At 54.5% G+C, this 13873-nt stretch carries 10 protein-coding genes; 1 reads left to right on the top strand and 9 read right to left on the bottom strand.

All coding sequences use genetic code 11. The annotated features are described in order from the left end of the window. Window positions 1-41: 41 nt before the first annotated feature. The 9 genes from DQG13_RS16790 to DQG13_RS16830 form a co-directional block, all read right to left on the bottom strand. Entirely contained in the window at window positions 42-1481 is a 1440-nt protein-coding gene (locus DQG13_RS16790) for an MGH1-like glycoside hydrolase domain-containing protein (protein ID WP_181592794.1), read from the bottom strand. After that, the gene (locus tag DQG13_RS16795) at window positions 1478-3052 is read right to left on the bottom strand and encodes an FAD-dependent oxidoreductase (protein ID WP_113020943.1); all 1575 of its coding nucleotides are present in this window, start codon (window positions 3050-3052) and stop codon (window positions 1478-1480) included. Before DQG13_RS16795 ends, DQG13_RS16790 begins: the two co-directional genes overlap by 4 nt. Further along, window positions 3049-4404 carry a hypothetical protein gene (locus DQG13_RS16800; RefSeq protein WP_113020944.1) on the bottom strand — a complete coding sequence of 452 codons (1356 nt, stop codon included), beginning with the start codon at window positions 4402-4404 and terminating at the stop codon, window positions 3049-3051. Before DQG13_RS16800 ends, DQG13_RS16795 begins: the two co-directional genes overlap by 4 nt. A 73-nt stretch (window positions 4405-4477) precedes the next feature. Further along, window positions 4478-6019 carry an extracellular solute-binding protein gene (locus DQG13_RS16805; RefSeq protein ID WP_113020945.1) on the bottom strand — a complete coding sequence of 514 codons (1542 nt, stop codon included), beginning with the start codon at window positions 6017-6019 and terminating at the stop codon, window positions 4478-4480. 109 nt (window positions 6020-6128) lie between these two features. Then, a complete protein-coding gene (locus DQG13_RS16810; RefSeq protein WP_113020946.1) occupies window positions 6129-6998 on the bottom strand; it encodes a carbohydrate ABC transporter permease in 870 nt (289 codons plus the stop codon). Window positions 6999-7016: 18 nt separating this feature from the next. After that, window positions 7017-7910 (bottom strand): ABC transporter permease, encoded by an 894-nt coding sequence (locus tag DQG13_RS16815; RefSeq protein ID WP_113020947.1) that lies wholly within the window; start codon window positions 7908-7910, stop codon window positions 7017-7019. Between the two features lie 165 nt (window positions 7911-8075). Further along, entirely contained in the window at window positions 8076-9032 is a 957-nt protein-coding gene (locus tag DQG13_RS16820; protein WP_113020948.1) for an MTP-1 family protein, read from the bottom strand. Next, complete coding sequence (locus DQG13_RS16825; protein ID WP_113020949.1) at window positions 9029-10396, bottom strand: FAD-dependent oxidoreductase; 1368 nt, start codon at window positions 10394-10396, stop codon at window positions 9029-9031. Before DQG13_RS16825 ends, DQG13_RS16820 begins: the two co-directional genes overlap by 4 nt. A gap of 219 nt (window positions 10397-10615) precedes the next feature. Then, complete coding sequence (locus DQG13_RS16830) at window positions 10616-12499, bottom strand: ADP-ribosylglycohydrolase family protein (protein ID WP_181592795.1); 1884 nt, start codon at window positions 12497-12499, stop codon at window positions 10616-10618. Between the two features lie 450 nt (window positions 12500-12949). Here DQG13_RS16830 and DQG13_RS16835 point away from each other — a divergent pair, with 450 nt between their 5' ends. Next, window positions 12950-13855, top strand: coding sequence for an AraC family transcriptional regulator (locus DQG13_RS16835; RefSeq protein WP_113020951.1), 906 nt, complete (start codon window positions 12950-12952; stop codon window positions 13853-13855). The last annotated feature ends 18 nt before the right edge of the window (window positions 13856-13873 follow it).

The raw sequence follows: 13873 nt of genomic DNA on the forward strand, positions 1-13873 counted from the left end.
CCGCAGCCCCGCCTCCTCCCAAGCCGGTTGCCAGGCCGCGCTTACGGGCGCATCTCCAGGCAGAGGGAGACGGCGCCCGCACCGTCTGCGGGAATAAATGCCGCCGCGTCCGCTCCATTCCATGTACACCGGGCAATGCGGCTGCCGCCGCCCCGCAGCTCCAGGTTGATGGTCCAGCCGCGGTAAGAAAGTCCCTGCAAACTGACGGTTCCCAGATGGTCCGGCAGCACAGGAGCAAAACGCAAGCCTTCTGTCGTAAACTCCGCCCCCGCCAAGCCGAACAGAATCATCCGCACAAAACCGGTGGCTGACCAGGTCTGCCGGGACAAAGAGCCCCAGACCTTGTCCGGATGGGCCTCTCCCTCCTGAATGCCTCCATAGATGGAGCCGTCCAGCGGATGATACAGCTCGGCAAAATGCCCGTCCCGGCAAGCAAAGCCAGCCAAGACGGTCAGGTCATGCAGAAACAGATCCATCCGGCCGTTCCGCAGGGCCGCCTCTGCCCAAAAAGCCTGGATATGAGGCCAGACCGTTCCGCTATGCCGGCCAAAGGTGTTTCCGTCCGGGCGTTCATATCTGGCAAAATTGGGCCACAAGCAGGGAATGCCGCTTGGCGTTATATGCGCGCCGGCAAGAATTCTCCGGGCTTGCTCGTCATCGGCGATTCCCAGCAGCATGGCAAGGCTCAGCCCCATTCCTTCTTGGGCCTCGCTCCCGCCGTACTCGTCCACAAGATAACGGAAGGTGCCCTTGTCCTCGTCCCAGAAATGTCCGATGATCCGCTGTTTCAGCTCCTCGGACTTCACCAACCACAGGCTTGACGCCCTACCGTGAAGCTCTTCTTCCATTTGTCCGGCGATTTTGTAGGCGGCCGCATAGAGGCAATTGGTGGACAGGGCCTGCATGCCGATACCTTCCCCCGGCGTTGAGACCAGACCGGGATTGCAGACCGGCCATTGTTTGATCGAGCTTGAGCCATTGGTTTGGGCATACAAATCCGGGTAAGCGGCCACCCCGTCGCCATAACAGGCCGGGCCACGGAACAGTCCCGTCTGCGGATTCCATTCCGTCGCTTCAAAATACTCAATCGAAGCGGCCACAACCTCATAGGCAAAAGCGAGAAAATCCCGGTCTCCCGTATATAAATATTGATGCCAGGCGCCCAGCGCCCAAATAATGGCGTCCCAATATTCGCCTCCCGCACGCACGCGGCCGCCTTCCTCCACCAGCACGGACAACAGAGTATTCTTCGTCACCTCGGGCATCAGCAAACCGGCGCCGTTCCAAGTGTTGATGGAGGCATCCCGGGTCCATGGCGTCTTGTAGTTCAGCCCGGCCATCAGCACCGGCTGCGGTTCCCGCAGCACCCCCTCGCAATAAGGCAGCACATTGCCGGCGATATCCCCGATGGCGATTTGAAACGCATCGTTAAGCGCGGGGATATCCGTCTTCAGACTGGGAATGGAAATGGTAATATTCATAGGGCATGCACCTTCGGCCATTTCAGTTCAATTCCCTCTGAAACAAGCAACTTCTGAAAATCCTCCAGCAGCTCCGGCGTGTTGCGCACCTGTCTTGGCATCAATCCCTTCTCCAGGCAGTAGGCGGCCAGATAACCTGCCGCTTCGCCGATGTTCCACTCCACCGGATGCAGGCGGTAGCAGCCGTTGGTAATATGGGTGACGCCGAGATTTTTGCAAGCCGGCAGCAAATTGTCCATGCGCACAGGAATCAGGCTCCCAAGCGGAATCTGGAAAGGAAGGCAGGCGATATCAATGTAATGGCGCATACCGGTGCTGGGATGAAGGTCGATCCGGTAGCTGCCGATCCCCACGGAATCATGGAAGACCGCGGCCTGATCCCCTTGAATTTCAGGGCTTATATGCTGCTCCAGTACGGTAAACTCGGCGCGTATCCGGCGTGATTCCCGGATATAGGGATACATGGCCAAACCATCCGCTGTGCCCACGGCATGACCGCACGGCTTGAGGCCGGGGTAACCGGCGCCGCCGTCCGGGCGGGGAGCTTCGGTCTGCGCCCAATACAACAGAGAAAGCGTCAGCTGTCTGGCGCCCTCCAAATGCTTCTGCCGTTCCTCCTCGCTCACTTCATACAACGATCCCAGCCAATAATCATTCTGCTGCCAGTTGACAATCGTGATGTCGCTGGCGAATGCTCCGGCAGCGAACAGCTCCTTATCCAGCACCTTGCGCCATCTCCAGCGGGACATGCTTCCGGTTCCGTCTTCAAACATCGGATAATACACCGGTTCGAACGTGCAGTGATGGGCTACGGTCCAGCTAAGCAGCTCCCCCACCCAGAAATCCGGTTTATAGCTGCGCCAGAAGTCGTACTGGGCGGGCCTTTCGATGGTATGATCCTCTCCCGGAAAGTACTCCAGCGCCATGCAGTGGGTGGCCGACTGCATATCAAGCGGGTCCGCCTCTCCCGCAAGAGCATGCGGCTCCCCGGTATCGCGCCGGGATTCGGAGCCGGTCACATATTCCGTTCCTGTCATCGGCAGCAAATCCCCGCATTCCGTTGCGTCCAGGAAGTACGGAGCCCACAGCACAAAGCTGTCCCCGCTGTTCAAATCCTTCACCCTCACCGCAATTACGCGGTCCCCATCGACTTCGGCCGCCTCGGCCTGATGCCGCGTATAAATGATTACCTTCCCGGAATGCACGTAAGGGGCAAGCATTTCCTGCAGCACCGCAAGCGCCGTGCGCGGCTCATGGCAAAGCTTGCTGACACCGCCGCCCCCGGGATTCAAATACGAAACGCTTCGCGCCGCTTCCGTCAGCGGAAAATTTCTGCGGTAATAGTCTCTTACGCCGTTTCTGAACTGCCGGTAGCTGCGGGTGCAGCCGAATTGCTCAATCCATGGATGCTCATCCGGCGGAACCGCCTGGCTGGTCAGCTGGCCGCCAATCCAGTACGTTTCCTCTGTCAGGACCACCCGTTTTCCCCGTTTCGCCGCGGCGAGCGCCGCCGCACAGCCTCCAAGTCCTCCGCCGATAACCGCGATGTCAGCATATATTTCCCTCATCATGATGTATGTTCACGCTCCAGTCGCACAGTCAGCCGCAGCGGAGCGCCGGTAAGCGCAATCCGCATAAACAGCAGCTTGCCCTCCACAATTTTAGTGTCCACAGCGCCGTCGCATGCAGCGACCTTCCAGCCGCTCAACTCCTGCCAATACGTCAAGCCGAAGGGGATGGGCTTCCAATGCCCGATTTCGAACATCATTTCTATCGCCTGCCCCGATTCGGCATACTGCGTGACAAATACCGGCGGAGCCTCCTCCGCAAAGTTCTCCTGCATGTTCCATTTTCCTACGTAGCTGCGCAGCATTCTGGGTTTGCATTCCCCCTTCACAAAGGCCATCTGGCATTCCTTGTCATAATAAAAGAAGGTATCGGGCCACGGTCCCAGCCCCACTCCGCCCAGCGTCATCGTATATTCGTTGACCTCCGGCCGGATCAAAGGGTCTTCCGTCAGCATATAGGCGGGAGCCGTTTCCCGGTTTTGCCGTTTGTAGGTCCGAATCGCTTCAGGCAGCGTGGTCACCGTAATCGGGAAGGTGCGCAGGTACTCGAAAAAAAGCTCCTGCATTTGGTCGCAAGCTTCCACGTCGGCTGCCGGAAACACGGAAAAAGCTTCGGAGTTTTCCATTTCATGCGCTTCCTGCTGCTGAACGAAATACACATGGTCGTTATGCTCCGTATTCCTTAAATAATCCTGGAACACCCTCTTCCAATATTCCACATCGGTTCCCGAGCAAAGCCCGGCCCGCAGCACATCATTGGGATCGGTAGAATAAATGCAGGGATTGGCCGTATGGTAAGCCTGATGCAGATCACGGGCCGTCCATTCGCAGGCCACCATGCTTCCGCCTTCCGGGGCGGGGATTTTGTAGCGGTCCTTATCCACATACCAGAATCCCCATGGAATCCCTTCATTGGTAATGCCGTCCCACCATACCTGCTCCCAGCAATATCCCCACACGCCTTCAAAGCCGCATTCCTCCAGGAGACGGATCGCCTCCCCCTCCTTGATGCCCAGGCCGGCAACCTTTGTCTTCACCCATGGAAAAGCTTCGGTGATCGCCGCCCATTCTTCCTTCAGCAATTGCTTGAACCGAAGCGGCGATTCCCCTGCATCCCTTGCGAAGGTCGGACAACGCAAAATAACATCGTCCCCAAACTCCTCATGCCATTGCACAATTCTCTCCCGGAGCAGCGGAATCGAACCCCGGTTCACCATCCAGGTTACCGGCACTCCATATTTATGGGCGGTTGCCGCCGTATGGTCCACGCCTTCATCCGGCGCTCCTTGTCCCCAATCATTTTTGACATAACCCGCCATGCTGACATAGGTATAAATTAATCTCTCGGGTTTCATTATCCACCACTCCTTTATGCCAGGGCAGGATGACAGCTGCAGCCGTCATCCTTGCCCGTCAATGGATTGTTGATCAGTTTGGCTTCTTAAAGCTGCTGTACCACTTTTCAACCTCCTGCACGGCTGCTGTTGCTCCCGCCTGATTCATCTTCGTTTGCGCAGCAGGCAGATTGCTGATCGGCTCTGAACCGAAGATGAATTTTACCGTGTAATCATTGGTCATCGTATCCAACGACTGCGAGGTTTTGGCATATTGCGGCATGTAAGGGGCAACGCCCAGCCAGTCTTGAATTTTCGCTTTTTCCGGAATATTCTGCAGCAGCTGGAAGGCGGCAAACAGACGCTCATCCTTTCTGACGCGGGCCTGCCAGTAAATCGGATAGTTCACTTCGTCGATGCCGGTCAGGAATTGGTTGGCTCTGTTGCGCTCGTCGTTAAAGATCGGCAGAATCGGCTTGTAAGCGCCGCCCTCGTAGGTGTAATGCACACCTTCCACGCCGATTGTCATTTCACGGAACAGATTTTTCTCCAGCTTGGCGTTCAGGTATTGGACGGTTTCCTTGGGATGGGCCGAGGTTTTGGGTACAACGGTATAGTTCATGGATTTAATAATCCGTGTTCCCGCCTGACCGTCCGGTCCTGTCAGAATAGGAACGATGCTGTATTGGGCATTGGGGAAATTCTTGCTCAGCGCATCGGCGATGCCGGGAATATCCGACCAGTACGCCGGAATGACGCCCGCTCTGCCGCTGGTAAATTTCTCCTTGATCGTCGCGTCCTTGTTCACGGCGAACTCTTTATCAAGCAAACCTTCGTCGAACAGGCCTTTCATATAATCAATATAAGAGCTGTATGAAGGGTCCAGCAGGCGCGGCACCAGCTTGCCGTCAACCTCGTTCCACGTATTGGACAGCCCGAACGCCCCTGCAACGCCGTCAATGAAAGGATTGTTTCCGGTAATGGAGAAAGGCACATTTTTATCCTTGTTGCCGCCCGGGTCCTGATCCTTGAACGCCTTCAGCATAGCTTTAAACTCATCCGCAGTGGACGGCAGCTTCATGCCCACCTTATCGAGCCAGTCCTTACGGATCAGCAGTCCTGCGCCGACGGATTCAATGGCTTTGGTAGGAATGGCGTAAATTTTGCCGTTTACTTTCATCGCTCCGAAGGATTCCTCGGAGATGCTGGCTTTGATGTTGGGGCCATACTGTTCAATCAGATCCGTAAGATCGGTCAGCGCGCCTTTGCTGGCATAATCCGCATAAAGAGCGGAGAAAATCGGCGTTCCCGGCAAATTGATGAAATCGTAGGCTTCTCCCGAGGCCATGAGCAAGTTCAGCTTATCTTGGGGAGCATCGGCCGGAAGCGCTTCGTATTGGACTTTGTATCCGGTTTTTTCCTCCAACAGCTTCGCTACCGGATAGGTGTTATAGTCTTCCTGCAGATAAGCCAAAAGCGCTTTCAATACAGGCTTGGCAGCATTCGTGGGCGCAGCCGCAGCACCCGAAGAAGAGTTCGGGGACGGTGAAGCGCTTTGCGTATTGTTTCCGCTGTTGCACGCCGTAAGCAGAAACACACCTGCCATGGCAACCGCCATCCATCTGTTTCCTTTCATGTGTAACCCCTCCAATATGAGTATTTATTTATGATTTATTTCCGCCGGCAAAAGCAGCGTTTTCCCGGCGGAAAGCAAATCCATTCGTTCGCTCTTTAGAGAGCGTTCATCAGCCCTTTACAGAGCCGATCATGACGCCTTTGACAAAGTGACGCTGCAGCAAGGGATACAGCACAACGATGGGAAGCGTGGCCGCAATGACCGTTGCCGCCCTCAGCCCTTCCGCCGGAACATTCATCCGGTCCTCCGGACTGAGCATCAGGGAGGTGTCGTCCGCCATCAGCACAAGGTCCCGCAAATACAATTGCAGCGGTTTGAGGGCGGGTTTGTTAATATATAGCATGGCCTGAAAGAAGTCGTTCCAATAAGCAACCGCGTAAAATAATGCCATGGTCGCCAGCACAGGCCCGCTGACCGGAATAATGATCCTCCACAGAATCGTCATAATTCCCGCGCCGTCTATATAAGCAGACTCTTCAAGAGCTTCGGGAATGCTTTCGTAATAACTCTTGATAACCAGCAAGTTGAATACATTGAGCAAGGACGGCAGAATCAAGGCAAACAAATTGTTAAGCAGCCCGATATTTTTGATCAGCAAATAGTTGGGAATGATGCCGCCGTTAAACATCATGGTGAAGATAAACAATACCATAAATACGGACAGTCCCGGCAGTGAGCGTTTGGACAAGGGATATGCCACGATGGCCGTAAGTATCAGCGATAATGCGGTGCCGACGGAAGTGACAAACGCCGAATTCATAAACGCCTTCAGGAAGGTGGCATTCGTTACAACCACCTTCATGGTCTCCCATTGGAAATCAACCGGAAATACCCCCACGCGTCCGGATACCACCGCCCAATCGGCGCTGAAGGAAATCGCGATAAGATGAAGAAAAGGAATCAGAGTAATCACCATCAAAAAAGCAAGCAGAATGAAGATGGAGCCTTCAAAAATATAGTCTGTCGTTTTCTTTTTCATTGTCGTCTTCAATCCTCCCTACCAGATGCTGCGTTTCAGCCATTTTCTGCACGCGGCATTTCCGAACAGAATAAGCAGGAATCCTACAAGCGAATTAAACAATCCAACGGCGGTGCTGAAGCTGTAGTCCATCTGGCCAAGTCCGATCCGGTACACATAAGTTCCAATGACATCGCCGGTGGCATAGACTACCGGATTGTACAAGGTAAGAATTTGTTCCGTTCCCGCCTCCAGAATGTTGCCGATGCGGAGAATGAACATCAATACAATCGTTGAGGCGATTCCCGGCAACGTGATGTGCAGCATCGTTTGCAGGCGTCCCGCTCCGTCAATCTTGGCCGCATCATATTGCTCCTGGTCGATCCCGGCTATCGCGGCGATAAAGATAATGGCGTTCCAGCCGGATTCCTTCCAGCCTGCCGTAAACACGACCACGCTGCGGAAGAACTGATTGTCCGTCAGGAACGAGACCGGCTGGCCGCCAAAGAATGAAATGATCTCGTTTACCAAACCGCCCATGGGAGAAAGAATGGTTACGAACAATCCCGCGATAATGACCCATGAGAGAAAGTGAGGCAAATAAATGACCGTTTGCACCACGCTTTTGAACCGCTTCAGACGGACCTCGTTGAGCAGCAAAGCCAGAATAATGGGAATCGGAAAGAGAATAATAATTTTATAAATGCTTATCAGCAAGGTGTTGGTTAACACCTGGATAAATTCCTCTGAGGCCACAAGCCTTCGGAACTGGTCCAGCCCCACCCATTCGCTGCCCGAGATTCCTTGGAACACATTGTAATCCTGAAACGCGATCACGATGCCGTACATGGGCGAATACCGGAATATCGCCAAAAAAAGCAACCCTGGCAGCAAGAGCAAATAGTAGTCCCGATGTTGCCGTATTCTTCTCATTGCTTTAACCCCCCTGATCTTTGATTTAATTGTAGCAAGCGCGCCTTTACAGGGATACGGCACAATCCTAAGCTTTCTCGTAGGATGCTACTGACTTCTTAATTATCTCCCAACAATTGCAAAAACCCCCTCCATGTAGAAGGAGGGGGTTGATAATGCCGCCGTTTAACGGGAAACAATGGAGCCGTATCCGGCAAACGGATAGTCGATGACGACGCGACCGGCTTCCGTATCGCCGATTCCGCTGTACAAGTTTACCTTGCCGTCGGGCCGGAGCTCGATGCCGGCGGTGAAGGCGCAGTCCACCAGCTCCGGCTTTTTGGCCGGTCCCGGAGGATAACACGGTCTGGTGCCAATAATCTTCAAATCAGAGGCTTGCAGCGTATCGGGATTCAATACGAAGGACATGTTCATATAGGACTGAATCCAGACGCCTTCCGCATTTTGCTCCCTGTAGCAGATATGCCCGATGACTCCGATCAAGCCGCTGTCCAGATAATAGGCCTGATTGCAGCCGCCCCACTCATCCTTGCCGAACAAACCGGAGATGTAGGGGGCAGTCTCAATTGCTTCGGAGGTCAATTCGTCCAGGCTGCCGATTACGCGGAAACCGATGAGCGATTCGCTCCCGTACTTGCGCCGCACCTCCTCGCTGCGCGGTCTGGAGAACACGCCGATCCGGCCACCCTCCATTTGCACAAGGCGGATATCCTTCATATAATCCGGGCCGGTGGTGAAGTAGTACAGATCATTCAATTCCGTCCCTTTATAAAAATAACCGTAATACGTATCTATCGCGCCCTGCTTCATCCGCACATGGGTGCCGCCCAGAACCAGAGTGCCGTCAATGATGCTGATATACGGATCTTCCAATTGATAAATCATGGAATCAGGCACAAGCGTCCATTCGTCCTTGCCGCTTTGCTCGAACAGGCGCACCCAGGAGCGGGCCCATTCCTCCCGTTTTTCCACCCGGCCGTAAATATAGGTTTTGCCTTCCCACTTAAAAGGAATGGAGATATTGTATACATCAAAGCCTTCCACGCCATAAAAGGTAAGCTTGGCCTGCTCGTATATTTTTCGATTTTGTTCAAATGCCCGGCGTTTTTCCGGCAAACTCATAATTGTACCGCTCCTTTTTCCTCAAAAGTTTCTCCGAGCCACGCGCCCTGCTCCACCAGCGTTTGCTGCAGCAGCCGGATATCGACCTGGCGGGAGCCGCCCACACCCATTTTCCCGGCCAGAGCCGCCGCCGTTCCCGCCGCCTGCCCCATGGCAAAGCAATTGGGCATGACCCGCAAGGACCCTTGAACCACCCGGTCCGAGGAAGCCGCTCTGCCCGGGACCCACAGATTGCCGATTCCCTTCGGCAGCAAGCTGCGGTAAGGAACGCCATGGGATTTTCCGTCCGGCAAATGATGAATGTGGATTTTATCCTTGCTGGTAGCCATATGGATGTCGATAAAATAAGCATTGCGGGCAATGTCATCGGGGAAGCTGCGCATGTCCATGAAGTCTTCCGTCTGCAGCACATAATCGCCTTCAATTCTTCTCGTTTCCCGGATTCCAATCTGCTCGCCGGTCGCTACCACATGGGCGTTCTCGAAGCCAGGCACGTATTTGCGCAGAAATTCCACCTGAACCCCCACAAGCTTTCGTCCTTCAATGGCCCCCCGGGTCAAATCCTCCGCTTTTGTGCCGTCCACGCCAAAGATATGCCCGAAATTCAAGCCCACCAAATCATCCGCCAGCCAGGCAAAGCCGGATACTTCCTTGCGCCCTTCCGGCAAATCGCCGTTTTGCTGCGCTTTCACTACCGCCTGATGAACCTGGTGGTTGTCACCGCTTTCCTGCAAATAACGGTCAAACCTTTTTTTGTCCGCACGGGCCAGCAAATAACACATCGTACCCGGCTGCAGCTCGCCGTTGTCTCCGCCCTTTATAAAGGGTGCTCCGGCTTTGGCCGCAATATCCCCGTCGCCCGTGGCATCCACCACATATCGGCATTTTACGACTGAGCAGCCCGATTTATTGGCAATGACCACCCCTTCAATCATGGCTTCGTCCTTGTCCTTGATCACTCCGATCACCATGGTATGGAACAGCACCTGCGCGCCGCTCTCCAGTACGGCATCATCATATACCCGCTTCAGCACCTCGGCGTCAATCGGCACCCAATCCAGTTGATGCTCATAATTCCCGCGGTATTCCGCAGGGCAGTTCTGCTTCATTCGCTCCAGCATTTCCAGCCCGATTCCGCGGACAACTGCTTTCTCCTGATCGGTATAGGGACAGAAGGCCGGAACCAGAGAAACGGTGGCCATTCCTCCAAGAAATCCCCGCTGCTCGAGAATCAGCGTTCTGCTTCCGTTTCGGGCCGCGGCAATGGCCGCCGCAATCCCTGCAGGTCCTCCGCCAATCACCAGCACCTCCGTTTCCGCCGATACCGGCAATTGCTGCTCCGGCCAACTTAATGCATCACCCATCTTTTTCATCCTTCCCCTCGAATCAAATATAGATGGAGTTACCTTGTACTCAGGTTTACCTTATAATAAGAAAAACCTTCTGTTTAGTTATCATTTTGCTTACATTGAACCGCACCCACTGCATATGCCGCGCTACAGCCCACTCTCCACAGTCCGGCATATGGCAAAAACAAAATCTCCGCCCTGCAAAAGCAAGGCGGAGCAAGAGCTTTATTTTGTTCATTCGCCAGCGGCATCAGAACCGATGCCGAAAAGCATATCGGTGTAATAATAACAAGCCCCGGGAACCGTCGTATTGGAGGTGGCCACCGGCAATACATAAACCTGCAAAGGAGCGGCATTTTTGAAGGCGGTCACCTCCACCTCATAAGCTCCGGCTGCCAGTGTCAGCTCCACCCGCTGATCCTCCGGCGCTCTGTGATAGGCAGGCATAAACTCGAGAGTTTGCTTGCAATCAATCACCGTCTTCCCGTTAAGCTTGAGGGACACGGGGCAGTTGGCAGCGGCAATGAGCCGAACCTGCCGTTCCGACGGATTTGTCAGCGTTGTTGCCGCCCGGTAAGCTCCCTCCGCCTCCGCATCCATAACCTTCTCCCACTCGATGCGGTTTCCGGGGAACAGGGCTTCCTTTCCTTCACTGGAACCAGGCCCCCAAACCGTCCAGCGGGAAGCGCCAAGCAGAGCAAACGCCACTTTCTCCGTTGCCCACACCGCATGATCGTGAATCCGCGTCCAGAGTATGGCCAGCTCCTGCCAAGCTCCAACTGAGGCCGACGCCTGAAGGTTGACTGCCCATTCCACATTCCCGTTCGGCTCTATGGCCGCTTCAAGACAATCAGGTCCCTTCCAGCCCTCGGGCAGGTCAAGAGAAAGCCTCCCTCTTACAGCAGTTGTGGAGCGGTTAACCAATGTGACCTGGATGGACTTCGTTTGGTTGGGGCCGATGACCGGACCCTCAGCACCATACTCCAGGATTAATTCCAGCAGAGGGTTCTGCAGGGTCCCTTGCGGCAGCAGGTAATGATTGGAGGTTGCCGATCTGTCCCAAAGCGGCTTGATCTCCTGAAGGGAAAATTCCTGCCGCTCCCAGCGGCTCGGCTCCTGCGGATGGACAATAACATCAATCTCCGCCCCGGCCAAAACCTGCTTGCCGATACGGATGGTCCGGCAGGTTAATTCATGCAAATCCTTGGGAGCCGGAAAACCGTTGATGGGCGGGCTGACAACCACACGGTCTCCCACCGGCTTGACCCATTTTTCCGGGAGCCCCTCCGGTCCCGCCAGCATCCCCAAAATAGCGCCCAGCGTGGCCGCCGTACAATCGGTGTCGTAGCCGCAGTTGACAGCCTTCAGAATCGCATCCCCAAAATCGCTGCCGTACAGCCAGCCCAGTATAGTGAACGCAATATTTTGCGGCGCATCCGTGAAATTGTCGCTGCCGTGATGCTCCAGGATCAGCGCCCGGGCATCCGTCCAGCTTTTCCCTTCCCGGTGCCAACGGAGCAAATCCTGTACGGCTTTATAGGTCCGGCTGTCGGCCGGAATAAAGCTCAGACCAATGTCGATCAGCCGGTCACGGTCCTTTTCAAGGAAGATGGCGCTTTCGATAGCCGCGAAGAACATCTCCCCATATACCCCTTCGCCTCCCGCATGGTCGACAATGGCATCCTGATACGCATAATAAGCCGCTTTTTCCGGCAGGCCGGGGGTCACCATCGCCCATATTTCAGACCGGATCGGGGAACCCATACAGTTGGTGAAGGGATTGTTGAACCAGCCGGCAACAGGCGGCAGCAGCCCTCTCCGCAGATTGGTTAAGGCGTAACCATACTCGTCGAACGGGAAAAAAATATGATCCAGCCACTCCTGCCCAAGCTCCCGCGCCGTTAACCCCGGCCCATACTGCTCCAGCGCATGTAACCAAACCAACTGGAGGTCGAGATCATCATTCTCCAGCGGGCCGTCCGGCAGCTCCGGATAAAACGTCAAGGCCAGCAGCTCCTTCACGCCCTCCACAGGTGCGCCGAGGGTTCCCCCAATATTTTTGCCAAGCCAGCCGCCATATACAATCCGGTAATAGTCCTGTTCATTCAAAATGTTCAAGCTGCATGTCCCCTCCTCCATATTACCTATAACGCAACAGCTTCATTATAAGATCCCTATTTTGATGAGGCCATGAACGGGCTTAAGATGTTTTTCGGTTTCATGTGATATTTTTAACCCCTGATTCCCTCAGGTTTGCCGCTGGCCTTCAGGTACAGCTCTTTTGAATTTCAGCAGAAATGGGGTCCCTGGAGACAGCCTCCTGCCGCTTCGACATGGACATTTTCAACAAGAACCAGACTCCGCACATAAAAATTGTCCATAAGGGATGGCCAAACGCACGCAAAAGCCGTCAGGCCCAATATGCGTCTCAACGGCCACACCGACTGACTGCCCCCGTCCTTCCATATCCCCTAGTCTTGCGCCCCTCAGGCAGCGGACGGCTTAAGCAATATGATATAATCAGCTCATTCGAGGATTCTCCAAAAAAACATTGCAGGGAGCCATTCCATGTACTACTCCATGTCCCGATTATCCGTATTGGACGTAAAGTGGGCCGATCTTTTCGATGTGGATACAAACCCCACCTTTTTCGAAAGCCATTCCAATCCCTATTTTGAGCTGATTGTAGCGGCGGATGGAATGGTCAACTTGGAGGCCGGAGGCAACCGGGTGGTTTTGCAGGCCGGGGATTCGCTGCTGCTTGGGCCATGGGAGCAGCATAACGGCTGGAATCCGAAGGAGCGTCAGGGGAAGTTTTATTGGGCCCAGTTTTCCTGCACGCCGGGGCTGAGCTCCATCACCATCGATGGTTCAACCGGGCTAAACAGGGTTCATACTGAACGCACCGAGCTGAGAACAACGGAAATCGGCCATGTGGATTTGCTCATCCTCCCCCGGCTGCAGCGGAGCCGTCAGCCCTATAAGCTGCTCAGCCGGTTTGAGGAGCTGGTGGACATCCTGAAGCAGCCCCGCGGGTATTTCCGTTACCAATGCACCCAGCTTATGTCCGAAATGCTTGGTTTCATCGCCAACGATTTTCTGGATCACAAGTCTGTGGATACCAGCTTCCCTGTGTCCTACTTCACCTTCCGCAGGCTGGTCAACCATTTGAACAACTTCTATGAATCGGATATCTCCAGAGAAAGACTGGAGCGCGCCTTGGACTACAAATATGAATACCTCTGCCAGGTGTTCAAAAAGTACGCAGGGATTCCGATGGTCCACTATATTCAGCAGCTGCGGGTCCAAAGAGCCAAATATTTGCTGGACCATTCCGGCAAAAGCATCCAGGAAATTGCCCGGGAGGTAGGTTACCCGGACCAGTTTTACTTCAGCCGCCTCTTCAAAAAATTCACCGGAATGGCCCCCCAGCATTACCGGGACGGCAAGCATCATCCCCCTCCCGGCATGTAGGAGGGAGGGGGCGGTTAG

It is taken from the genome of Paenibacillus sp. YN15 (assembly GCF_003285005.1).
Taxonomy (GTDB): domain Bacteria; phylum Bacillota; class Bacilli; order Paenibacillales; family NBRC-103111; genus Paenibacillus_AR.